Source organism: Shewanella sp. UCD-FRSSP16_17 (assembly GCF_001675935.1).
Classification (GTDB): domain Bacteria; phylum Pseudomonadota; class Gammaproteobacteria; order Enterobacterales; family Shewanellaceae; genus Shewanella; species Shewanella japonica.
In genome coordinates, this window is record NZ_LZFV01000049.1 from 60,953 (window position 1) to 84,676 (window position 23,724).

Sequence of the window (23,724 nt, forward strand, 5' to 3'; positions counted from 1 at the left end):
ACTCAGCATAACTGAGCCTTTAGCTGTTGGCTATCGCCTAGCATACACGTTATAATATCTGGCTATCATTTTTTAGGGGATTTACCTTTGTTATTTACCGATTTTTCTTTAGACAAACGCTTACTTGAAAGTCTAAAGCATATGGGCATTTCTGAGCCAACCGAAATTCAACAGCAAGCCCTGCCAATTGCCTTAGCAGGTAAAGATTTAATGGCATCTTCAAAAACCGGTTCAGGTAAAACCTTGGCGTTTTTGTTACCCGCACTTCAGCGTGTTATTTCAACAAAAGCGCTTTCTAAAAAAGACCCTCGTGTGTTGATATTACTACCGACAAGGGAATTGGCTCAGCAAGTATACGGTCAATTACGTTTATTAGTGGCAAATACCCAGTATAAAGCGGTCAGTATTTTAGGAGGGGAAAACTTTAATGATCAAGCTAAATCCTTATCTCGTGACCCTCACTTTATTGTGGCTACACCCGGACGTATCGCTGATCACTTAGAGCAGCGTCATCTTTACTTAAATGGCTTAGAGCTCCTTATTCTTGATGAAGCCGACCGAATGCTTGATTTAGGTTTTGCGCCGCAATTAAAAGCCATTAACGAAGCTGCTGATCACAAACGTCGACAAACATTAATGTTTTCAGCCACGTTAGATCATGACCATATTAATGATATTGCTGCCACATTACTTAAAACGCCGAGCCATGTCGCCATTGGGGCATCTCATAACGAGCATAAAGACATTCAGCAACGTGTGTATTTAGTTGACCACTTAGATCACAAGCAAGCCCTATTGCAGCACATTCTCAAAACCGAGCAGCATAAACAGGTCATCATATTTACAGCGACGCGTGCTGATACCGACCGATTAGCTAAATTACTTGCTGAGCAAGGATTAGAAACTGCCGCATTAAGTGGTGACTTAAACCAATCAGCTCGTAATCAGATCATGGACAAATTTAGCCGTGGTCAGCAGAAAATATTAGTTACAACGGATGTCGCCTCTCGTGGCCTAGATTTATTAAACGTGTCATTAGTGATTAACTTTGACATGCCTAAATTTGCCGAAGAATACGTCCATCGCATTGGCCGTACAGGTCGAGCAGGCGCAAAAGGTGATGCGATTTCTTTAGTCGGTCCTAAAGACTGGGACAGCTTTAAGAAAATCCAAGTATTTTTACGCAAGAATTTCGACTTTTCGACCATAGAAGGTCTTGAAGGAAAATTTAAAGGGTTAAAAGATAAGCCCAAAACGGGTAACAAAAATACCAAGGCCAATGACCCTAAAGCTGCCAATAAAAAGCGTAACACGGCTAAAAAGCCTAAAATTGCACCTAAACGCGATAAACGCTTTATTACTGGCGTCGATATTGGTGATGCGCCAATGCGTCGTAAAGCCAAGCCAGCCAAAATTGTTGAAAACGACAACAGCATTGTTGAAGACAATGAACACGAGCTTGGCGAAGAGTAAACCTCATTAAAACATCATGCTGTTTTAACAGTAAATCGGCATGATAAAGATTTAAACCAGATTAACAGTAAGGTGAAACATGAAAATTTGTGGTGTGGAATTAAAAGGTGGCGAAGCCATCATTAGTTTATTAACTTACGAAGTGGAAACATTCAACGTACCTGAGTGTCGTCAAATTTCTTTCAGCATTTCAAAATCAGCTGAAACAGAATCAATCCGTGAGTTTCACTTTGCTTTCCACAAATTAATGGAAGATTACAAAGTAGATGAAATTGTCATCATTGAACGTGAGCAAAAAGGTAAGTTTGCCGGCTCTGCGACCAGTTTTAAACTCGAAACCGCTATTCAAATCACTGACTTGCCTGTTGGCATAATTAGCCCTGTTATTATCAAAGAAGAGCTTAAGCGTAACCCGCCTCAAGCAGATTTAGATACTTTAGGTCTAAAGCGTGTTCAGCTGCCAGCATTTGAAGCCGCTTACGCACAGCAAAATCGTCGTATGTACGGTAAAGTCTAAACTCTAGACAAATTTGCGAGCCTACCTGTTAACTTAACAAACACGTTAATTATCAATGGGTAGGCTTCATAATTAGAACACCCTATTCATCCCTATCAAGCGAGCTAACTCAATGAGCTCAAACAAATCAGCTAAATCGCCTCGAAAAGCACCTCCCCAAATGCCCGTTAAGGTAAGTTCTGCAAAAGTGGCAGCCGCAAGAGATACCCTGGCAAGCTTAGTTACCAGTAAAGATGTAAAAGCCAAACAGCAACAACAGGCGCAGCTTAAATACATCAAAGGCTATTCAGCCAACACAATTGAACAAGTTAAACAACATATTGCCAACGATACCCTCGGCAGGCTTTTAATAAAACGCTACCCCACGATCCATGATATTCGCACTGATAAAGCGTTATATGACTATGCGATGGGATATAAACAGGCTTATCTAAAACAATCAGATCCTTTGTCAAAGGTCATTTTTGATGAAAAAATCAGTTTAAGCCATCAAGCGTTAGGCCTTCATACTTATGCTAACCGTGTACAGGGCAGTAAAGTTAAAGCTAAAAATGAAATTCGAATTTCATCAAAACTTAAGTTTATCCCTGAGCCATTATTGAGAATGGTGGTCGTGCATGAACTTGCACACCTAAGAGAAAAAGAGCACAACAAAGCCTTTTACCAACTCTGTGAATATATGACAGCGGATTATCACCAACTTGAGTTAGATTTACGATTATTATTGACATGTATTGAGTTAGGCAAGTCACCGTATTAATCTAATTAAATAATAAAGTATTGGAGCGTTATCATGTATGTAGCAACCTATAGAGGTGAAGGGCGCAGAACCAAGCATTATAAATCAGAAAAGGCTGCACTAAAGTCTATCCGTTCCTGGTTAAAAATACATAGCCAACAGGGGTATTCTGTAGGGTTAATGGGGCCTGACATTTCCCCAACTGAATACCATGAGTGGGAACTGATACCATTTGATGAACCCAAAATACTTTCGTTTTATAACAGCAAAAAATGGAATGACTTAAAAGCTGAGGCTTTTGAGCGATACGGAAATAAATGTGCCTGTTGCGGCCGCTCTCCTGAGCATAATGTCATTATGCATGTAGACCACATCAAACCTCGATCAAAGCATCCAGAACTCGAATTAGACATAAACAACCTACAAATTCTTTGCGAGCACTGTAATACAGGTAAATCCGACAGGTTTGAAACAGACTGGAGAACATAAAAAAACCACTTTTAATATCGAATTAAAAGTGGTTTATATTGGATTAATACAGGAGTCTTAATCCTGTAAAGATTAACCTAGATCCATCATCATTTTTTTACTGCTGACCAATTGTTTAAATTGGTCCATTTGATTTTTTGGCAGTACCGATGCTTCAACAATGCTCACTCGCATTGGATCTGCTGGTCGACCGTTCACGTGAAACTCATAATGTAAATGAGGCCCTGTCACTCGACCTGTATTGCCTGTTAAACCAATAACTTGACCACGTTTAACCCGCTGGCCTTTGCGCACAAGAAACTTAGATAAATGTAAGTAGCGTGTTCTCACATTGTTATCATGCTCGATAACGATATATTTTCCAGCAAATCTATGATTGGTGACCATAGACACAACACCATCACCAGGAGCGACGACTCGAGTTCCAATTGGGGTCGCAAAGTCTGTACCGTTATGAGGCGAAACACGTCCAGTGACTGGATGTTTACGCGTCGGATTAAAGCGGGAAGATAAACGGTATTGACGCTCTAATGGAATACGTTGGAAAGCACTCGCTAACCCTTGTCCACGTTCATCATAATAATTTCCATCCACGTTCTGAAACGCATTCACATTATTACGACGAGTGTTAATTCTTACAGCTTGTAACTGTGTCGCACCTGTTGACTCACCTTCGATGTATTGATCATTCATTAGTACATTAAAGGTGTCTCCTGCACGCAGATCACGAGAGAAGTCTAATTTGCTCGACAATAGGTTTTCAATGGTTTGAATTTCACGAGCATTTAACCCCGCACGTTGAGCGGAGAGGTAAAATGAGCCATTGATTTCACCACTAATAATCCTATTTTGCCAAATACCTTCGATATTGATTTCTTCAACACTAAAACTACCATCGTCAAAACGAGTAAAAACAACTTGATAAGCAGGATTAAAATACAGTTCTAACTTAGTCAGTTGTTGCTGCTCATCTTGAAAAAATTGTATCCGATTACCTACTGCTAAGGTATCTAACGCAAGTACATTCAAATCAGCTTCAAGCACTTTATACATGGTTTGCTGACCAATGCCCGCAAGCTCGAATAAATGACCTAATGTGTCGCCATTTTCAATAATACGTTCGAAACTCGGTTTTTCGGGCTCAATAACATCTATTGGTGCAGAATCAGATAAATTCGGGATCAATGATTCAATGTCTAAAGCCACAGGAATGCGTTGAGAAGAGAACTCTTGCGGTGTTGGCCACAACAAAGCTGCTGCCACTACGAATACGCTGGCAAGTAATAATTTTCTGTGTATTGCAGGTAAGGCTTGCACCTTATTAAATCGAGCTTGGCCCCTGCTTTTATTTGCTGAAAGCAATCTTGCATCCGCCTTAATACTGAATAAAAAATAATACCTTTTAGCTAAACCGATAGAATATTAAAAATGGGTACTTAAGCACTAGAAGATATATTAGCGAACTGTTATATCAAAAATAGTGACGAATAAAAATATAAACTGTCGTTTGAACTGCATAAATTTGAACTCTGCACAGTTCAAATGAACACTTCTAAAGCGAAAGTAAATGGCATGGGAAGGGACTGTTACTAGAAGTTTGCAACCATATCAAGACTGCATAAGTCGTGCATATTTAATGACGATTAATGAAATCTAGGTAGAATTATTACCCTCAACTTACTGAAATCAGCACGAATATTTCAGTAAGTGAGAGATTTGCTTTCGCCGTAATAGCTAATCAATTGTCATAATAAATCGGGCTTGAGCTACAAATTATGTCTCAGCTGAATCGAACTTATAGTCAGCCTGTAATCGACTCACCCCAAGGCCATTCATCTTATTTACTTTAATTTGCACACTTATCCGCTCTTTCATCGCTTCAATATGACTGATAACCCCAATCATTTTGCCAGAAGCATTTAGGTTATCGAGCGCATCAAGGGCAGTATCTAGTGTTTGACTATCAAGCGTACCAAAACCTTCATCTAAAAATAACGAGTCAATGCTGGTTTTATGGCTGACTAAATCCGATAATGCCAACGCAAGTGCAAGACTTACAAGAAAGCTTTCACCGCCAGACAAAGTACGCGTATCACGCACAGCATCACCCTGCCAAGTATCCAGTACCTGTAGCTCGAGTGCTTCTGATTGTTTTCTTTCTAATAAATAACGACCTTGTAGCCTATCTAATTGTCGATTCGCCAACACCACAAGGTGATCAAGAGTGAGTCCCTGAGCAAACTTACGGAATTTGTCACCCTTTTGCGATCCAATCAATGAGTGTAAATAAGCTATATCATCAAAGTCCTGTTTAGCTTGAGTAAGCTCAGCCACCAAGGTTTGTTGAGTGGTGCGCTTTTTCTCATCTTCACTCAATAAGTGTTTTAACTGCCAAACCTGCTCTTTCATGGCTGAAAGACGGGCTTCTGTTTGCTCATGCATGATGGCAACATCAGCAATATCTGCCTGATGATATTCAGATTCATCACCCAGCTTAACTAACTCAGCCTGTTGAGCCCTTGTTTGCTCAACAACCGTACTAGCTTTCAAAATACGAGTATCTAGCCCTTGCTTAAGTTGCTGTAGTGCTTGTCTTTGCGCTACAGGCATCAATGCTTGTTCAAATTCAGTTTGATCAGCAAATGGACTGGTTGATAAAGCCAAGGTAAAAGTGTTTCTAGCTTCGGATACTTCATTGACTGTGCGTTCTAGCTGCTGTGTGACGGCCTGCTCTTGTGCAGCGAGTTTATCGAACTCTTGCTGTAGCTTACTTTGCACTTGAGCCTGTTGAGTGAATTGCAACTCTGATTGCTGCAACGCTTGCTGACTACGCTGCTTTTCTTGACTGATTTGTTTATCGCCAAAAACAGCGAATCGTTGCTGCTTTACACTCGTTAACTCAAGATCCGTTTTCTGCAATAACTCATCAAGTTGTGATATTTGCTGAATTAACTCATCCTGCTGCTGAGTGAGTGTTTGAACTTGTTGCATTAATAACTGTTGCTGCTGAGTTAATTGTCCTTGCTGCTCTACTGCCAAAGTCCATTGACCGACATCGGTTTGTAAATCAGCTAACCAGGTTTCCAGTTGTGAAAAGTCATCTAAAGCTAATCCAGCTTGATAAAATTGTTGCTGGCAGCTAGATTCGAGCTCAGTAATGTTTTGCTGTATTTGGCTAAGCTGCTGCTTTGACTCAGTTAATTGCTGTTGCTGATTTTGCTGCTGCTGAGTGAAAAGTTGTAATTGATGTTGCTCCTGCTCTAGTAAAGTCAGTGTTTGCTGATAGTGCTCAGCACAGGATTGTTTAACCTGAGTAAGTTCTCGAATATCAGTTAATTGCTGATGTAAATACTGTTGGCGACTAGCCGATTGTTCAACAAAATGAGTCAATAGTGCGCCATCAATATCAGCTTTTGTGGCGATCAGTTCTGGCTTAGATAATTGATCAGCTAATTGCTGGTACTCAATCAAACAATCTTGAATCTGCTGATGTAACATCGATTGTTTATCTGCGCACAGTTCAAGTTGATGCTGTAACTTACTTTGCTGCAGCTTTAATTGCTCACCTTGACGCTTAATTGATTCAAGTTCTGCGGACTTGGCTTCAAAGCGTACCTCGGTATCAGAAACATCAAGCGCTTGGTAATGCTCAACTAAAGGGTGCTCTTTGGAACCACACAAGGCACAAGGCTCACCTTGAATGAGTTTAGCTCGCTCTTGGGTTAAATTAACGATTTGCTGCTCTTGTTTAAGCAGCATTTGTAAATCTTTAACTTGCTGATTTTTTTCACTCCAAGCACTACGTACTTGCTGTAATTCTTGAGCAATCGCAGAGATCTGCGCAGCAAAATGCTGATTTTCATTAGTCGCGTTATGACTTTGCGTCACTAAGTCAGTATGTGCAACTTGTAACTGCTGTAATCTAGTACGGGAGACTTGCTGTTCAATCAAATTTTGGTACTGAGCTTGTAAATCCGCTTCTGAGCTTGTACCTAAACACTGAGTTAATTGTTGCTCACTATGTGTTAATGCTAACTGCTTTGTCTGTAATTCAGCGTTAAGTGACGCTAAAGCCTCATTTTGCTGCACCAACTGCTGTTGGTTAAACATGTCTTGCTGAGATAGCGTTGAAATTAACTGCGATAATTCATTTTTTTTCAGCCGTAATCCTGACAAATTAATTGCTTGCTGCTGCCAAGCTGCAATATTGCTTTGAATTAATGGTCCTTGAGGATACAGAGCAATCACTTTGTCATTATCTGAAAGTGACTGGTTTAACTGATTTAAGTTTTGAGTTAGCTCAAGCTGAGACGCTGTTATTTTTTGCTGTTGAATTGTTTGTTGGTGCTTATTTTTCGACTGTTGATCACATTGAAAATTCAGTTGCTCAATTTTATTATCAAGCGGTTGAACTTGCTCCTCAATCAAGGTGAGCAACTCAGTGTGTTGCAGCTTTACTGAATCAAAGTGCTCTTGTCGTTTTAGATGTTCTGTCTTAGCGGCTTCAAGGGATAATTGCGACTGTTGCTGCGCTTGGGATAGTGTCAGTTGCTCTGTTTGCAGTTGAGTTTGCTGCTGTTCGAGTTTGGTTAAGCTTTCAAATAATGGAGCAAGCATCTGAGCCGGCTCACTTGCTTCTAGTTTAGCGAGTGACTCTGCTTGGGCGGTCAATTCGCTTTGTGCAACGTCCAGTTCACGTTCACTTTCTGCCAGTTTAGCGGTGTTTTGTTCAAGCTGTTTTGCCCAATTAAGTTGCTGCTGTTGATGATTTAACAGGCTTTGTAACTTAGCAGATTGCAGCTCACCTTCGCTTAGCTGTTTGTTTTTTTCAGCAATATCCACATCAGATAACAGTTCTACATTATCAGTTTTGGCTTCAAGTAAGCTTAAGGCTTGTTTCGCTTGTGTAAAATTAACATGCACTTGCTCTGAAATCTGACCATAAATTTCAGTTCCCGTTAACTCTTCGAGTAACTCAGCCCTATCATTAGCATCCGCATTTAAAAATGCGGCAAACTGACCTTGCGATAACATCATCGACTTGGTGAAACGAGCAAAATCTAATCCGGTTATAGCTTCAGTTAGCTCGGTCTTTTGCTTTACCTGGCTAGCGATAATTTTACCAGAATCAAGTTCAGCTAATTCCACCTGTGCATCTTGTAAATTGCCATCAATTTGACCACGTGAGCGGCGTTGACTCCAAAAGGCACGATAACCTTTCCCTTTCACTTCAAACTCAACCTCCGCTAAACACTCACTGGTACCTCGGGTCATCAATTCATTCGTGGATTTTGAAATCACTTTTAATCTGGGGGTGCGATGATATAACGCTAAGCAAATGGCATCTAAAATCGTGGTTTTACCCGAACCTGTCGGCCCTGTAATCGCAAACAGTCCATTTTCTTTAAATGGCGATTGAGTAAAATCAATTTTCCATTCATTTTTTAATGAGTTTATATTTTTAAATCTCAGGCTGAGGATTTTCATTATTTATCCTCCAGCGTTGATTGCTCGGCAACTTGAGATACCACTAGGGCAAACTGTGACTTCACTCTTTCAAGCCGCAGTTGTTGCTCAGCCTCAGTAAAGTCCTCTTGTGCTAGACGTCGCTCAAATACATCATTCACAGACAACTCTGATAACGTTTCATTTTCAAGTTGTTCAATTTGTTGATGACGTTGCTGCCTTGCACGCTTTAATTGCAGAACTTCAACCGCTAAAGGCTCGGTAATATCCGCAATACGTGTTTGTAAATCACTCAAGAAGTCTTGTTGCGCCACCTCAATGCTAAGCCAAGTTAACTCAATATCCTGATGACAACCATCTGTTGGTGTTAGCGAAAACTCAGACAATTGCTGCTCAATTTCAGTCAAGCTACCTTTAATATTTGCCATAGGTTGAAAGCGAGGCACTTCAAGTGGTGTAACCTGAGCTAATTTATCCTTGTCAAAATCCACTAAAAACACACTCTTTTGACCTGCAAGTTCATCAAAACTTAAAGGAATCGGAGAACCGCTATAACGAATATGCTCCGTTTTGGCAATTTTTTGAGGTCGATGAATATGCCCAAGCGCAATATAATCGGCTGCAGGGAATAACGATGCATTAAACGCATCTAAACTGCCGATATAGATATCTCGTACTGATTCACTCGTACTTGCCCCAACTGTGGTGAGGTGGCCGGTCGCAATGATAGGTAAAGCTTGTGATTGTTCACTATTCAATGTTTGTGCGTATTCAAAGCAGGATTGATAAAGCGCAGCAATTTCGTTACCTAGTTTGCGCTGTTTATCTGAGCTAGATTCACCTGATTGACTTAATACCATATCTCTAGGGCGCAAATAAGGTAAGGCGCAAACAATGGCACAAGGTTGCTGGCTTTTATCCTTCACTAACAATACATGTTCGCGAACATCATCTAACGCGCCGGGGATAACACTTGCATTGAGACAAGCCAATAATTGTTTTGATTCGCCAAGTGTTGCCACTGAGTCGTGATTACCGCCTAATACAATAAGCTGGCAGCCAGTTTTTTGTATATCGACAATAAACTGATTATATAAACTGCGGGCATAACTTGGCGGTGTGCCAGTATCAAAAATATCACCCGCTACAATTAGCGCATCGACATCATGTTCACCAATCTGCTCAAGTAGCCACTGCATAAATAATTGATGTTCATGTGCACGACTTTTACCATAAAAATTTTGCCCAAGGTGCCAATCTGAAGTGTGAATAATGCGCATGAAGACCTATTTCAATAACTGTTGAATGTGTAGTAACAGGATATACCTGAAAGCGAATACCTTAGTGTTAGGATACGCCTAACCGTATTGAGACCACAGTAACTTAAAGCTCATCAAAAATGACATAGTAACCACTAAAGGTTTAATAATTTTTACCCCTTTCGTCATCACAAGTCGTGAGCCTAACGTTGCCCCTATGGCTTGGCCTACCAACATAATCAGACCAAGTACAATCGCAACTTGACCACCAATCAAGAAGAAAATCAATGATGAAATGTTGGTAGCAAAGTTTAGGATTTTGGCGTGAGCAGTTGCTTTAGCAAGGCCATAGCCCGCTAACGAAACAAATGCTAATGCAAAAAAACTGCCCGTTCCAGGCCCAAAGAAACCATCATAAAACCCTACCCCTAACGCTGCTGTAAAAGCGAATACAGTCGGTGTTAATACTTGCTGTTTATCGTTTTCGGATATTTTTTTAGAAAATAGAAAATAACAACCGATAGCCAGAATCAAAAATGGTAAGACTAACTCAAGCACGGACACATCAATCATTTGAACTATGATAGTTCCCACTGCTGCGCCAGCAAAAGCACAGACGATAGACAACTTAGCTTGCTTTAAATCAACCATGCCTTTGCGTATAAAATACAAACTGGCAAAAAAACTACCACCACAGGCTTGTAGTTTATTGGTACCAAGCGCCGCTGCAGGAGGTAAACCTGCCCACATTAATGCAGGAATAGTCAGTAAACCACCGCCACCAGCAATGGCATCAATAAAGCCTGCTAAAATGGCAACAAAGAATAAAATGACTGCGATCTGTAGGGTGAGTTCGAACATGAAATTGATCTTAAATTATTATTAATAGGCCATTAGACCTGCTTTAAATACAAAATTCAAAAGCTATCTGTTACAAACGTAAAATTGGTAAATTTACAAAACTAATTGCAAGAATTCATTTACATTTTTGGCGGTTAATTAAACTGCAAATAGCAAAAAAGCAGCCTAAGCTGCTTTTTGGTTAACGCTATTTTTGTCTATGGCTTAAAAACCCCAAAAGAAGTTAGTGATCATAAAGAGCACAAACATACTGATAAAGTTAATAATGACTCCTGCTCTCATCATTTCTGATTGTTTAATATAGCCCGAACCAAACACAATCGCGTTAGGCGGAGTTGCTACAGGCAACATAAACGCACAAGAAGCCGCTATACCAATCACCACCGAAATCATTACAGGTGACAAGCCTAATGGTTCTGCAATTGCGGCAAAAACTGGAACTAATAACGCGGCGCTTGCGGTATTACTGGCGAACTCTGTCAGCATGACCACAAAGGCAATCACTGCAATAATAAACAATGCCATGTGCGCGTTACCGAAAATATCAGTCACAAAATGTGCTAAGAATACACTGGTGCCTGTTGCTTTAAGCACCGCACTCAAGGTTAACCCACCTCCGAATAGAATCAGTACGCCCCAATCTGTCGTTGATTCAATTTTCTTCCAATCAACCAGTTTTAAGCTCGCAAGCACCACGACAGCACCTAAAGCGACAATCGTGTCGAATTTGCTAATTCCACCTAAGGCCTGAGAAATCGGCTTACTGAATATCCAACAACAAACCGTCGCAAGAAATATCACTAAGGTCAGCTTGCCACTTAATGAAAGTGACGTATCTTCAGCTTTCAGTTCACACCTTGCTGATAAATTAGGTTTCAGAAAGATATATAACGCCACCAGCATCGCAGGTAGCATTAACGCGACTGTAGGTAACCCAAACGCTAACCAGTCACTAAACGTTAAACCAACTTGCGCTGCCGCAATAGCATTTGGCGGGCTGCCGACTAATGTACCAATACCGCCAATGTTTGCTGAATAAGCAATGCCAAGTAAAACAAACAAATAAGTGGTTTTATGCTCTTTAAAATCTAATTGATGCAATATACCAAGCGCTAGAGGTAGCATCATGGCTGCGGTGGCAGTGTTACTGATCCACATCGACAATACTGCAGTAACCACAAACAACAATAGACACGCGATACCTAACTTACCTTTAGAGAACAACAACACTTTTTGGGCAATTAAACGATCAATACCCTGATGATTTAATGCTGCAGCTAATACAAAGCCACCAAAGAACAAATAAATAATAGGGTTAGCAAAGTTGCTCATTGCTGTTTGGGTATCAAATACGCCCAAGAACACGGCCAAAATAGGAATTAATATCGCCGTAATACTGATATGAATCGCTTCAGTCAGCCACAAAATCGCAGCAAAAATAAGCAGTGATAGCCCTGTATTAATGCCTTGTTCAAATGGCAGAAAGTTATACAACAACGCAAATAGTGCGATGTTGCTAAACAAAATAATAAAATGTCGTTTATTGGTCACTTCTGTCGGTGACTTATTGGGTATGTTTTCCATTAGAGCGCCCTCCCTTATTTTTTAATGTGGACAATGTAAATCACACTCATAAAGAAGATAAAGCTTTGTTTTATGGTTAATTAATTACACCCCAACAAGTTAACAATGTGACAAACAGCTCACCAAATAGCTTTTTTGTGATTACAACGAACAATAACCATGAGCGATGTGTGGTAATAAAGTTTCATTTATCGCATTTTATGTTCTAGACCGCTTAAAAAAGAATGTTTATGAGCAACCAAAAGTGTGATCAGTGTCTAACAAAAAAAATCACAGTCTGCTTAGTGCATGCTTATGGCGGATTCCGTGATCAAGATCGCCACAGCATCACCGGAAAACACCATAAAAAAACCTACCAATAGGTAGGTTTTATCTTTAAAAACGAAAAGCTGGTGATATCAACTGGCTAGCTAGCCAATAAACAAGCAGCTTATGTTGCTAACGCTTTGCCAGCAAATAATCTAAACCACTGCAAATCGCCGCCACTTGAGCCAAAATACAATTTTCGTCATCTGATAGCGGACTGTCCGGATAAACTTCGGTCGTGGTTTTGAATTGAGCTTGGGTTAACCCTGCACATAAGCCAAGTTCACTGCACGGATAGTTAATCACTCCAAACTGTGACAATTCAACACCAATCAATTTGCCATCATCATCTGCAGGCGCGATGTGCGTCACTGCAGCAACGCCTTTTATAATCGCTGTTTGAAATTCATCCTGTGGGTTTTCAGAATCACCAACTAAATAAAAACCATCTGGAATATTCCAGTTATGATTAACTGTGCCTTCTCTAGCGGCAAGTGCAGGTCTAAATTCTGAATTATCAGTATCTGTGGTTTCATGCAGATCAATATGAGCAAGAAAATCGACACCTAAATCTGACACAGCGTTAAGCAATGAAGCAGACTCTTCAGCTGGGCTATTAGGGTAAAATGAGCGATTAGGATCGACTGCGTTAGGGTTCCAACGGTTGATCGTCTCATAACCCCATGGGCTAACACATGGTGCTATGACTAAATTGAAATGTTCTGCGTAGGCTTTAGCTTTAGTTTCGACAAAACGAATCGCCCCTTGAACACCACTGGTTTCATAGCCATGAACGCCACCAGTCACAAGCACAACAGGCTTATTGGCATCCCACTCATCTTTGATAAGAAATAAAGGATATTTAGCTTCATCGTACGATAGCGCACCATATTGAGTAACAGTAAAAGACGTTGCTAATGCTTCTATTTTTCTCACAACCTCTTGCTGATAACTGCGTTTAATTTGTTGCAGCGAAAACCATTGCTGCTTATCTTCATCAGTCCACTTCTGACCCTCACGGCCAATGTGATACATTTCGCTTTGTTGCATATAGGACCTACTTTTATATTTATTATTTTTTGCTCAGTAAAAAGCGTAAACCTGCTGATTGAGATAATCCGTTAATGCCAACAGGTTTATTACCGAATGCAGCTTAACAAACAGCTTGATGGTCGTTAATAGATAAACTGTAAGAGAAAAATCGCGTGTCTTTAACAAAGCCTATTTTTTCATAAACCGATTGGGCTGGAAAGTTAACCTTTGCAGTCCCTAAATCCACTCTTACCGCATTCAGGCCTCTTGCTAACTCAATAGAGCACTGTATTAATCGATTGGCAACGCCTTGATTTCGAGCGTCAGGATCAACGAACAAGTCGTTAAGCACCAAAATCTTACCTAGCTCAACTGTTGAAAAGCTTTGATAATTTAATACGAAACCAACGGGATTACTTGCTTCGTCGTACGCTGCAAAAATGAAAGCTTCTTGCTCACGCAAACGCGCGGTTAAATACTCGATATATTGATTTTTTGGTAACTCAACACCATAAAAAAACATATATTGCGAAAAGAGCGGCAAGATATCGTCAATGTCTGACATTGTGACACGGTTTATTATCATTATTTCCCTCATTTATTATTGCTGGTAAAGCAAGTATTGGGTGCAAACATCCTTAATTGCGCCCTTGTAAAATACTGTTTATAAGCCTGAATTTTCAAGCTCTTGTTCATCAAGACCTAATTGCTTAGCGTAACTCACATTAGGCACTATGCGCATTTCAAATTTTAAAATTTTATAGCAAGCATCGTAAAATGCTTCACCAAGCCATTGCTTATCATATTGCTCTAGTGCTCGCAGCATCGCATCAGCAGAAGAGCCCTGTTTAATCGACTCAGGTGCCATCGCATCAATAAAACTTGCCACTAAACCGTACAAGTCTTTTTCTGCATCACCTTCAACCGACCAAAGTGTCGGATCGGCATATTGCGCGGCATAATGAGTTGCCGCAATATCAGAACCAATACCAAAGTTCACTAATGTGGCTTTTTCATCACGACAAATGATGTTTTTAGGGCAAATGGCTCCATGGTGTATATCTAGACTATGTAAATATTGCAGCGCAGTTAATAGTTGCACAAACCATAATCTAGGTTGGCCTACCTCGATAGTTTGCACTTCATCAAGTCCAACACCCTGAACCCAATCACGTGCGATAAACAAGTCATCAGATTGAGGTAACTGTCCAAACGCTAATACTCGTTCTACATGAGGATGATAAATCTTCGCTAAACTACGATACATATTACTTAACGTGTGCCATTGATTGTCAACATCTTGATAGACACTGACACAGCAAGGGTAGTTACCTTGGATATGCAATGCTCGCCACAACTGACTACGTGAAGTGGCCGAGATAAAATGATCTAACCGATAGTGATGGTCAATAACAGCACCTTTTTCTATTTCGACCTTCTGCGGCAGGGTATCACATACACCCAAGTCAATTAACGCCGATAAATCACAGCGAATGGCATCTAAATCTATCGTACTGCCATTGGCTGCAGCGCGGTACCATTGATAAATTCGAGGTTGCAGTGTTTTTTCAGCTAAAGATAAAAACGCTTGCGCATAGGCTTTAATATCTTCGCTGGTGTTAAGTGAATCTTTAATATCAATAAATTCAACATCAGCATCTTCTGAGATAAAGATACAATTGTCGGCCCAGCCACCGATGGTATAACCTCGACGATGGATCTGTTGAAGCCCTGTCACGCTGCGTCTTAGAATTTCAAGCAGTTGATAGGTGGTTTGTTTATCTACTTCAAAAATATTAAGCGGTACACCACGTGGCATTCTTATCGGTAGCACAACTTGCTCACCATCTTGAATTAACGGCGCGCAAAAAGGAACACAACTGCAGCCTGATAATGACTGAATACGCTTAAATTCATCTCTCAGTTTTTGCTCATGGTTAGTTGCATCAATGCTGTGCTCAAACTGGCTTGTCACGAGAATTTTTAACAGCCAAGGGGCTGTCCAACCACCTGGATTGTACTCAGATTGCCAAACCTCTAAACCTTGTTGTAAAAAGAGACATTTAAGCTTAATAAAATCTTGGATCTTATTATTACGCTGCTCAACTAACGCCACTTGGCCAATCGTATCCAACACCATTTCTTTTTGCGTTTCAGTTACAGGGTGGATATGAGGCGCCGTCAAGCCCCACTCTTTTGTCAATGCTTCAATGATTTTCGCTGGGGTATAAATACTTAGTTTCCCGGTGTCTTTCTCGACCAGAATTTCTTCCCCTTTTCGGCCAGTAACAAACACCATGCCTTGACACCAAGGAGCGTAAACTCCCACTGGAATTTTATTTTTAAGCTTACCCGCAAGGACTCGAGCAACATAGTTAGCTTTAGACAAGCTATTATCAACATGGCGTCCATCGAGTGACCAAGCATGGAGACCTGCATTCAATCGACCGATGTAGCCTTTTACATCGACAACATAAACGCCAAATTCACCCACAACTAAGGCATCAACTTCCATGGCTTGGCCGGTATGAGTTGGAATTTCAACGTTTGTGAGAAGTAAATAATCTTCAGGAAGTTCGTCTGATAATAAAGAGAATGCCCAACGTTCGGCGTCGTTAACTGGGGTACCAAAGCTAATATGTCTTGCCATTGAGAATGCGACTCCACTAATAATTATTATTTCTGCATGTGGCTACATCCTATAATAGAAAGGCACAAAAAAACCACCTTAAAGGTGGTTTTTGTTTTCATAATATTAACAGTCATTACATCATATTATTCTTGCTTACTACTCACTGACATAAGACATAGTTCATCTAGGTTTAGCAAGCCATAATTAGCAATGAATGCGAGCTCATCGAGCTAACAGCGTTAACGTGATGTCTGACTAGTGAGAATGCGAGCAGTTATCATCACATTCATGGTCATCGTCAGCAAATTCGTCATCACCCTCTTGGTGTTGCATCACGCCCCAACCATCTGTCATGCCATCAAACTCTTGAGCAAAATCATTTAGTTCAATTTCTTTTGCGACTAAAGTTTCATATGCTGGAACCATATTCAAACAAACAATCAGCTCCCACTTTTCAATCTCTTCACTAAAGTTAAGCTCAAGCTCACCTTTTAGATCTGTTTGCGTTAACGCTTCAAGCGCTGATTCAGCATCACGTTGATCATCAAAAATCAAAAAGAAATCAACATCTAGTGCAACGCTTAAATCAATACCTGATTCGGCCATCGCCGCAAGCATTTTACCATTATCATCATCAGGGAATTGCATGATTGTATCCTTATACGCTGGCAACGATTTTAATACGTTCACCATTAAACTCGATTACGTCTCCAACCACACACTTCTTGCGTTTGCGGGTATCAACGTCGTTGTTTACTTTTACAAGACCCTCAGAGATAACGTGCTTAGCTGCGCCACCACCATCTACTAAACCTTGTACTTTTAATACTTTATATAACTCTACAAACTCATCGCCACTCAATAGTGGAAACTCTGCAACGTCGCTGCTCATTCAATATTGGCCTTTAATCATAAATATACTGCGTATTATACCTGATCAGGGATTAATACCAATCTTAAAACGCATTGAATCATGCAAGCTTACTGCGTTGCTTGTCTTCATTAAAGCCTTAGCATGCATCTAGCATCAACATCGGGTCGCTGTGAATATAGTTAAATGCGAGTTGCTGGCAAATTAAATCACCAACAATCACTTTGCTGGGTTGTTTATCGTCATTAAAGCTTGGCTCGGCTAACCCCAAATGCTTAGCAGCATACCGATAAAATTCGCTGCGAGTCGGATGCTTAGGCGCGGCAAGGTTATAGGTCTCACTAACAGCTTGGTGAGCGCTTGTTGCCTTCACAATTGACGTCACCGCTTGAATACAATCATCAAGGTGAACTAGGTTTACCGCAACATTACCCCCTGCAATATTCTCTCTACCAGCAAAGAACTTACCAGGATGCCTTTTGGGACCAATTAAACCAGAGAAACGAAGAATACAGCTGTTGTTCATAGCGGTAAATTGCGATTCAGCCTTAAGTAATATGGCACTTTTATCATCATAAACCTGTGCATCATTTTCTGTCATATTTTTATCAATGGCAGGATAAACCCCAGTGGTACTAATAAAGATTACTCGCTGGTATTGACGATCACCAATCAATGACATTAATCGCTCAACATGCGTCAGGTACTCACTTTCTCCACGTCTGAGTCCCGGCGGAATATTCACAATTAACATGTCTGCATCGAAAAGCCCCGCATACGTCATTGCCTTTGACTCGAGTTCATTATCATTGATGGTACTTAAATCGAGTTCAAAAGGATTAATTTTATGCGATAACAGCGACGCACATCCTTCAGCAGTCCGCTTTGTTCCTGAAACATTAAAGCCTTGCTCGACAAGTAGTTTTGCCAGAGGTAATCCGAACCAGCCGCAACCAACAATCGCAATATCGTTCATACTTTCACTTCCGTATTCAATGATTCTTAGGTGGGAGATTAACTTATAGAATGAGCGAGTATAAAGCGTGTTTAGTAATATTGAACAGGGCTTTCAACAATTTATGCAATGTTAAAACAATTCTATTAGGGCTTACTCAGTTTCGGTTTTGACGATGAATTACCTGTAGAGTGATGGGGGTACTGCAGTTACTGAATAAATTTGTGACTTGTTTAATCTTCAATATGGCTCACATAAAAACAAACAGGACTTTTAGCTTGAAGCGTATCGATGACTTTTTCAGGTAATGTATCTATCTTAACAGTTTCAACGATGTTCACACCTTCATCTGTTAAACAGCGGATGGCAGATTGGCCTCCTCGTTCATTACAGCTATAAACTTGGGGCAATTTTGATTGGCGAGATGTCATAATAACTTTTGCAAAATGGCCATCAGATAACTTTACGACAGAGCCTGGTGGATAAATGCCTAACACTTTGACCAATATTTCAATGTATTCCTTTGCATGCTTACCGACTCGGGTTTTGAACAAGGTTCCTAATGCCACTTGAGGCGAACCAGTTTTCAGTAATAACCCCGCATAATCATTAGCTAGCGCAACAATTTGAGTTAATGCTGGAATTTTTTTCCCAGACAATTTGTCAGGGTAACCGCTGCCATCAATGAATTCGTGATGATGCAAAACAATATTCAGCATAGGCGCAGGAAATAACCCACTGCGATTGAGCATCTCATACCCCAAATTAGGGTGTGTTTTTTGGTAATTTATTTCTACAGAAGTTAGATCCGTGCGCTTACGTCGAATTGCATCAGGGATTTTTAATTTGCCTATATCATGAAACACACAACCCAATGCAATATCTCTAAGCTCAGTAGGTGTTAGCCCAAGGCTTTTTGCCATCATCATAGACAATACAGCAACAGATACGCTGTGCTGGGTCATACTAGGCTCTTTATCCACACTGGTTACAAGCACAAACTCAGGATGCTGAGTTTCAGTAAGGTGCGTCATTAACTGTTCAACCACAGACGCAGATTCACGATAAGACACTTCGGCGTCACTGACGACTTTACTGAAAGCGGGTCTCAAATCGCTGGCGGCTTTATTAAAGCGCTGTTGGCTTGAACGTATTGATTTTCTGATGGCGCCCTGAATATCAAACTCAACGACTTGCTCGACAGCCTCAACCACTTCTTCAGGCTTATCATCAGCTAATAAATGCATCCCGCTAATAACGGTAACGTAGCTAATATCCAAACTGTTAATTAATTCGATTTCAGCTTGCGAGGTAACAGGGACTTTATTGCGAAAAAATGGATTGTTAAACCACGACAAAGGCAGCTTTACCGTTAGCCCGACAACAATTTGCGACAAGGGAATATTGATAGGTTCCGTTTTTGACACTATTAGCTACCTTTGCAATCCATACAGTTCATATTAATGCGAAATTCAATAATCGTTAATTCACATTATGATAAATGTAACGTATTGCATCAAATATACTATAAATAACGTCAAAAATATTGCAGCTTATCTAACAAGTTGATAAAACCGCTAGTTTTTTTCGTGAGTTTGCTCAATTGCGGACGGATTTTTCGGTCGATTATATTGTTTTGCTTGATGCGCATCGAGCGTCTTTTCAATCAATTCGGTATTACTGTCTTTTTGATGATGTTGCTCAGCATTAAGATAGTCAGTTTCATTTTGCCAATCTTTAAAATAGTAATGTAACCGTTTTGATTTTAATAAATAAATTGCAGACCAGAAAATAAATAACGCATCAAGCGCAAAGCTCACACGAAACAAAAAGTCATCATGAACAAGTCGCTGATTCAATATGATGGCATCGACAATCAATAATAACCAAAGTCCATATTTAATCTTATTAAAAAAAGGCCTTGCGAGCTGAGGCGCCCGTTTTCTTTCCGCTATAATCAGCCCGTATATGATAACAGCGCCGACGCCAGCCATTAATGCCATTAGGAAGTCAGATTTCTCGGGATAAAATAATCGTACTAAGCCTGCACGATCATTAAACTGTGTGAGTGATGCGATAAAAACACACCAACCACGAGCCAGAAAGACCAGTATCAGATATAAAAAAATGGGGGGTTTTATGTGCCCTTTTTCATCGAGCCAAGTGATATTACTAAAATTCACAACTTACCTATCAACATGCTTATAGTTGAACCTATATCAACTTGGTTAACCTGCTTTACTGTTTAAACCGACAACATCAGTGTAAAGCASTGCTTGTTAAAGAGATAAGGGTTAAATCTCATAAAACAAGCACCCAAGTGATACATTCTTATCTACAAACTGATTTGTGTGTATGGATTATGCCTTTAATAAAGTTAATAGCTCGTCTTCATTAATCACTTTAACCCCTAAATCCTGCGCTTTAGCCAGTTTAGAACCAGCGGCCTCACCCGCCACTAAGCAGTCAGTATTTTTTGATACACTACCCGCTACTTTCGCTCCCAAGGCTTGTAATTGAGCTTTAGCATCATTTCGATTTAGCTGAGTTAAGGTGCCTGTTAACACCCACGTTTGGCCTTTAAGACTTAATTCAGCCTCATCAACCGCTTCAATCGCAGGCCAATTCACGCCTGCTTCAATTAACTTATCAATGACTTCAAGGTTATGAGGTTGAGCAAAAAAGTGCGCAATATGCTTTGCCACAATTGTCCCGACATCATCCACTTCAATTAAGGCATCAATATCTGCCGCTTTAATTGCATCCAGCGTTTTATAGTGACTTGCTAAGTTAGCGGCTGTTGCCTCGCCCACTTCACGGATCCCCAAAGCATAAATGAAACGAGCTAACGTCGTGGTCTTCGCATCATCTATCGCAGCAATTAACTTTGTCGCTGACTTCATTGCCATACGTTCAAGCATGGTCACCATTGATGCAGTTAAGGTAAACAGTTCAGCAGGGCTTTGTACAAGCTCCTTGTCAATCAGCTGCTCAACGACTTTATCGCCCATACCATCAATATTTAACGCTTTTCGTGAAGCAAAATGCTTAATCGCTTCTTTACGTTGAGCCTCACAAAACAAACCACCGCTGCATCGAGCAACCGCTTCGCCCTCAAGACGTTCCACTAAACTTTGACATACGGGACACTCTGACGGGAAAGTAATCTCAGTCGCATTATCAGGGCGTTTTTCAGGCACAATGGCCACGATTTGTGGAATAACATCACCCGCGCGGCGAATAATTACGGTATCACCAACTTTGACGCCTAAACGCGCTATTTCATCGGCATTGTGTAACGTGGCATTTGATACAGTAACACCGCCCACGAAGACAGGTTTTAAACGTGCAACTGGCGTTACCGCACCTGTACGACCGACTTGAAAATCCACATCTTCTAGTAAGGTCATTTCTTCTTGAGCTGGAAACTTATACGCGATAGCCCAGCGCGGCGCACGCGCAACAAAACCAAGCACTTGTTGTTTAGCAATATCGTTAACTTTTATGACGACGCCATCAATTTCATAAGATAACTCACTTCTGCGAGCCATAATATCGGCATAATAAGCGAACACTTCTGGTAAAGACTCGCAGACTTTCACTTCTTGGCTTAACGGTAGTCCCCATTCTTTAAGCTGGTTTAGTTGCCCAAAATGGGTATCAGCTAATGGAGTCACTTCACCTTCGACCACCCCTAATGCATAGGCATAGAAGCCTAGTGCACGTGTTGCAGTAATTTTACTATCTAGCTGTCTTAAACTACCTGCGGCCGCATTACGTGGATTAACAAAGACCTTTTCGCCTTTACTCAATTGACGTTCATTTAATGCATCAAAAGCCGCTTTTGGCATGATGACTTCACCACGCACCTCTAATAACTCAGGAAAGTGTTCTCCACGTAATTTGAGTGGCACTGACTTAATGGTTTTAACATTATCGGTAATATCTTCGCCCACCGCTCCGTCACCACGTGTTGCTGCCCGTTCTAATATACCGTTACGGTATAGAATACTGACAGCTAGACCATCTAATTTAGGCTCACAACAATAATGAACCGTATCGACTTTATCGCTAATACGTTTATTAAATGCCTCAAAATCAGCTTGTTCAAAAGCATTATCAAGGCTCAACATTGGCTTTAAATGGGTAATTTGATCAAATTTGGCCAGAGGAACGCCGCCTACACGTTGCGTCGGAGAGTCCGCACTCATTAGTTCAGGGTGAGCTGTTTCAAGTGCGATTAAACGTTGCATTAAACGGTCATACTCAGCATCTGGAATACTAGGAGCATCGTCAACGTAATAACGAATATTATGGCTATGCAGTTCACTGCTAATTTGCTGAATTTCTGTTTTAATGTCTTGCATAAAAATTACTCATCTAAAGACAAATAAGGCCGCAAGTGCGGCCTCATTCTATTATCATTTAATATTAAATTGTCGCCGCTTACGCTACAACTCTGATACGGCCTAAATACTCTTGTTTGGTGCTATCCGTCCAAGGTTGACGTTGGCCATCTAAGACTTCTGCACCTAAATCATCAGCCAACTGCTGAGCAGAATTAAGCATGATTGAGAAGTTCATTAATGGATCGCCGTGACAAGGCAGAGTCATAAACAACACCACACCTTGGGTGACAAATTGCTCCATGTTATCTGGGTCAAATACGCCCGGTTTAAGCATGTTTGCCATCGAGAATAGTACTTTGCCGTTGCCAGCATTATCTAAGTGACGGTGGAAAATATCCATGTCGCCAAATTTGAAGTTTAATGACAGCAAGCTTGGTAATAGCTCAGCACCATGCATTTGTTCACCTTCACGAGCAACCACATGAAGCACTAATACATCTTGAGGCTCACCTAACGGCTCTTCTGGTTCTGCTGTGTCTATCACAGCATCTTGTGAAGTCGTCTCTTGCAATGTTGGTTTAACTGTCTCATTTACTGCCGCTTGAGCGACACTCGCGTCTTGCTTACTCTCTGCAGGCTCAACGTCAGCGGTCGTCATGGTTTCCACTTGGCTCGATTGTGGTTGAGAATAAGAGTCTTCTGCAAACAACGCTTGCTGAGTTGGCACGTGCTCTTCAACTGCTGGTTGAATTTCTGCAATAGTTTCTTGAACTGGCTCGCTTACTTTCAGTACAGGCTCTTTACGCTCAGGATGATAACTTGGCGCTTGAGTATTAACCGCAGATTGATTTTGTAAACCAATGCCTTTTTTAGATCCCACTTCATTGATTTCAACATCATTATTGTCGGGTTGATGGCCTGAAGGTGTAGGGGTTGGGCTTGGTTCTACTTTAGCGCCTTCACTTGTATCACTGTCCACTTTAACTCGACGAACTTCGCCAATACCGTCAGCATCAAACCCTTGAGAATCTCGCTGCTGAGCTTGGTCTTTATAAAAACCCGTCATTGGGTTGTCTTTTAGGCTTTTTGGTTGTTGTTTACGAATAGACCAAAAACCATGAACCAGTACTGCAATTATCGCTATTGCACCCAGTACAAACAAAACCAGTTGAAAATCTTCCATTGGTAACC

Annotated in this window: 18 protein-coding genes and 1 pseudogene; 4 read left to right on the plus strand and 15 right to left on the minus strand. The window is 40.8% G+C overall.

Annotated elements, in window-relative coordinates:
- Positions 1-87 precede the first annotated feature (87 nt).
- The 4 genes from A9267_RS20670 (at position 88) to A9267_RS21685 (ending at position 3,218) form a co-directional block, all read left to right on the plus strand.
- Positions 88-1,473: a DEAD/DEAH box helicase gene (locus A9267_RS20670; protein ID WP_055024684.1), complete on the plus strand. Its 1,386-nt coding sequence runs from the start codon at positions 88-90 to the stop codon at positions 1,471-1,473.
- A gap of 79 nt (positions 1,474-1,552) precedes the next feature.
- Positions 1,553-1,990 carry a DUF3010 family protein gene (locus A9267_RS20675; RefSeq protein WP_055024685.1) on the plus strand — a complete coding sequence of 146 codons (438 nt, stop codon included), beginning with the start codon at positions 1,553-1,555 and terminating at the stop codon, positions 1,988-1,990.
- Positions 1,991-2,150: 160 nt separating this feature from the next.
- Positions 2,151-2,750 (plus strand): YgjP-like metallopeptidase domain-containing protein, encoded by a 600-nt coding sequence (locus A9267_RS20680; RefSeq protein ID WP_082972494.1) that lies wholly within the window; start codon positions 2,151-2,153, stop codon positions 2,748-2,750.
- Between the two features lie 33 nt (positions 2,751-2,783).
- On the plus strand, positions 2,784-3,218 hold the full coding sequence (locus A9267_RS21685; protein ID WP_082972485.1) for an HNH endonuclease: 435 nt from the start codon (positions 2,784-2,786) through the stop codon (positions 3,216-3,218).
- Between the two features lie 72 nt (positions 3,219-3,290).
- On the opposite strand, the gene A9267_RS20690 is transcribed toward A9267_RS21685, so the two are convergent.
- The 15 genes and pseudogenes from A9267_RS20690 to zipA form a co-directional block, all read right to left on the minus strand.
- Complete coding sequence (locus A9267_RS20690) at positions 3,291-4,580, minus strand: peptidoglycan DD-metalloendopeptidase family protein (RefSeq protein WP_065110589.1); 1,290 nt, start codon at positions 4,578-4,580, stop codon at positions 3,291-3,293.
- A 411-nt stretch (positions 4,581-4,991) separates the two neighbouring features.
- Positions 4,992-8,705, minus strand: coding sequence for an AAA family ATPase (locus A9267_RS20695; RefSeq protein WP_065110590.1), 3,714 nt, complete (start codon positions 8,703-8,705; stop codon positions 4,992-4,994).
- Positions 8,705-9,964: an exonuclease subunit SbcD gene (gene sbcD / locus A9267_RS20700; protein WP_065110591.1), complete on the minus strand. Its 1,260-nt coding sequence runs from the start codon at positions 9,962-9,964 to the stop codon at positions 8,705-8,707. The genes A9267_RS20695 and sbcD overlap by 1 nt, the downstream gene beginning before the upstream one ends.
- Positions 9,965-10,042: 78 nt before the next feature.
- Entirely contained in the window at positions 10,043-10,804 is a 762-nt protein-coding gene (locus A9267_RS20705) for a TSUP family transporter (protein WP_055024690.1), read from the minus strand.
- Between the two features lie 204 nt (positions 10,805-11,008).
- Positions 11,009-12,388, minus strand: coding sequence for an SLC13 family permease (locus A9267_RS20710; protein ID WP_065110592.1), 1,380 nt, complete (start codon positions 12,386-12,388; stop codon positions 11,009-11,011).
- 438 nt (positions 12,389-12,826) lie between these two features.
- On the minus strand, positions 12,827-13,744 hold the full coding sequence (locus A9267_RS20715) for a M14 family metallopeptidase (protein WP_065110593.1): 918 nt from the start codon (positions 13,742-13,744) through the stop codon (positions 12,827-12,829).
- A 103-nt stretch (positions 13,745-13,847) separates the two neighbouring features.
- A complete protein-coding gene (locus A9267_RS20720; protein ID WP_055024693.1) occupies positions 13,848-14,312 on the minus strand; it encodes a GNAT family N-acetyltransferase in 465 nt (154 codons plus the stop codon).
- Positions 14,313-14,390: 78 nt separating this feature from the next.
- The gene (locus tag A9267_RS20725) at positions 14,391-16,376 is read right to left on the minus strand and encodes an NERD domain-containing protein kinase family protein (RefSeq protein ID WP_055024694.1); all 1,986 of its coding nucleotides are present in this window, start codon (positions 16,374-16,376) and stop codon (positions 14,391-14,393) included.
- 237 nt (positions 16,377-16,613) lie between these two features.
- Positions 16,614-17,006, minus strand: coding sequence for a ribonuclease E inhibitor RraB (locus A9267_RS20730; RefSeq protein WP_065110594.1), 393 nt, complete (start codon positions 17,004-17,006; stop codon positions 16,614-16,616).
- Between the two features lie 10 nt (positions 17,007-17,016).
- On the minus strand, positions 17,017-17,250 hold the full coding sequence (locus A9267_RS20735) for an RNA-binding S4 domain-containing protein (RefSeq protein ID WP_055024696.1): 234 nt from the start codon (positions 17,248-17,250) through the stop codon (positions 17,017-17,019).
- A 118-nt stretch (positions 17,251-17,368) separates the two neighbouring features.
- Complete coding sequence (locus tag A9267_RS20740) at positions 17,369-18,205, minus strand: SDR family oxidoreductase (RefSeq protein WP_082972486.1); 837 nt, start codon at positions 18,203-18,205, stop codon at positions 17,369-17,371.
- 212 nt (positions 18,206-18,417) lie between these two features.
- Positions 18,418-19,611, minus strand: a complete 1,194-nt coding sequence (locus tag A9267_RS20745; RefSeq protein WP_065110596.1) for an HD-GYP domain-containing protein — start codon at positions 19,609-19,611, stop codon at positions 18,418-18,420.
- A 294-nt stretch (positions 19,612-19,905) separates the two neighbouring features.
- Positions 19,906-20,367: pseudogene (locus A9267_RS20750) on the minus strand (DUF2919 domain-containing protein); the annotation flags it as partial.
- A gap of 177 nt (positions 20,368-20,544) precedes the next feature.
- Positions 20,545-22,551, minus strand: coding sequence for an NAD-dependent DNA ligase LigA (ligA, locus tag A9267_RS20755; RefSeq protein ID WP_065110597.1), 2,007 nt, complete (start codon positions 22,549-22,551; stop codon positions 20,545-20,547).
- A 79-nt stretch (positions 22,552-22,630) separates the two neighbouring features.
- Complete coding sequence (zipA, locus tag A9267_RS20760; RefSeq protein ID WP_065110598.1) at positions 22,631-23,716, minus strand: cell division protein ZipA; 1,086 nt, start codon at positions 23,714-23,716, stop codon at positions 22,631-22,633.
- Between the last annotated feature and the right edge of the window lie 8 nt (positions 23,717-23,724).

Excerpts from the sequence above, each read along its gene's own strand:
- A9267_RS20675 (WP_055024685.1), top strand. The coding sequence starts at position 1,553 with ATGAAAATTTGTGGTGTGGAATTAAAAGGTGGCGAAGCCATCATTAGT.
- A9267_RS20680 (WP_082972494.1), top strand. The coding sequence starts at position 2,151 with ATGCCCGTTAAGGTAAGTTCTGCAAAAGTGGCAGCCGCAAGAGATACC.
- A9267_RS21685 (WP_082972485.1), top strand. The coding sequence starts at position 2,784 with ATGTATGTAGCAACCTATAGAGGTGAAGGGCGCAGAACCAAGCATTAT.
- A9267_RS20695 (WP_065110590.1), bottom strand. The coding sequence starts at position 8,705 with ATGAAAATCCTCAGCCTGAGATTTAAAAATATAAACTCATTAAAAAAT.
- sbcD (WP_065110591.1), bottom strand. The coding sequence starts at position 9,964 with ATGCGCATTATTCACACTTCAGATTGGCACCTTGGGCAAAATTTTTAT.
- A9267_RS20705 (WP_055024690.1), bottom strand. The coding sequence starts at position 10,804 with ATGTTCGAACTCACCCTACAGATCGCAGTCATTTTATTCTTTGTTGCC.
- A9267_RS20710 (WP_065110592.1), bottom strand. The coding sequence starts at position 12,388 with ATGGAAAACATACCCAATAAGTCACCGACAGAAGTGACCAATAAACGA.
- A9267_RS20715 (WP_065110593.1), bottom strand. The coding sequence starts at position 13,744 with ATGCAACAAAGCGAAATGTATCACATTGGCCGTGAGGGTCAGAAGTGG.
- A9267_RS20720 (WP_055024693.1), bottom strand. The coding sequence starts at position 14,312 with ATGATAATAAACCGTGTCACAATGTCAGACATTGACGATATCTTGCCG.
- A9267_RS20725 (WP_055024694.1), bottom strand. The coding sequence starts at position 16,376 with ATGGCAAGACATATTAGCTTTGGTACCCCAGTTAACGACGCCGAACGT.
- A9267_RS20730 (WP_065110594.1), bottom strand. The coding sequence starts at position 17,006 with ATGCAATTCCCTGATGATGATAATGGTAAAATGCTTGCGGCGATGGCC.
- A9267_RS20735 (WP_055024696.1), bottom strand. The coding sequence starts at position 17,250 with ATGAGCAGCGACGTTGCAGAGTTTCCACTATTGAGTGGCGATGAGTTT.
- A9267_RS20740 (WP_082972486.1), bottom strand. The coding sequence starts at position 18,205 with ATGAACGATATTGCGATTGTTGGTTGCGGCTGGTTCGGATTACCTCTG.
- ligA (WP_065110597.1), bottom strand. The coding sequence starts at position 22,551 with ATGCAAGACATTAAAACAGAAATTCAGCAAATTAGCAGTGAACTGCAT.
- zipA (WP_065110598.1), bottom strand. The coding sequence starts at position 23,716 with ATGGAAGATTTTCAACTGGTTTTGTTTGTACTGGGTGCAATAGCGATA.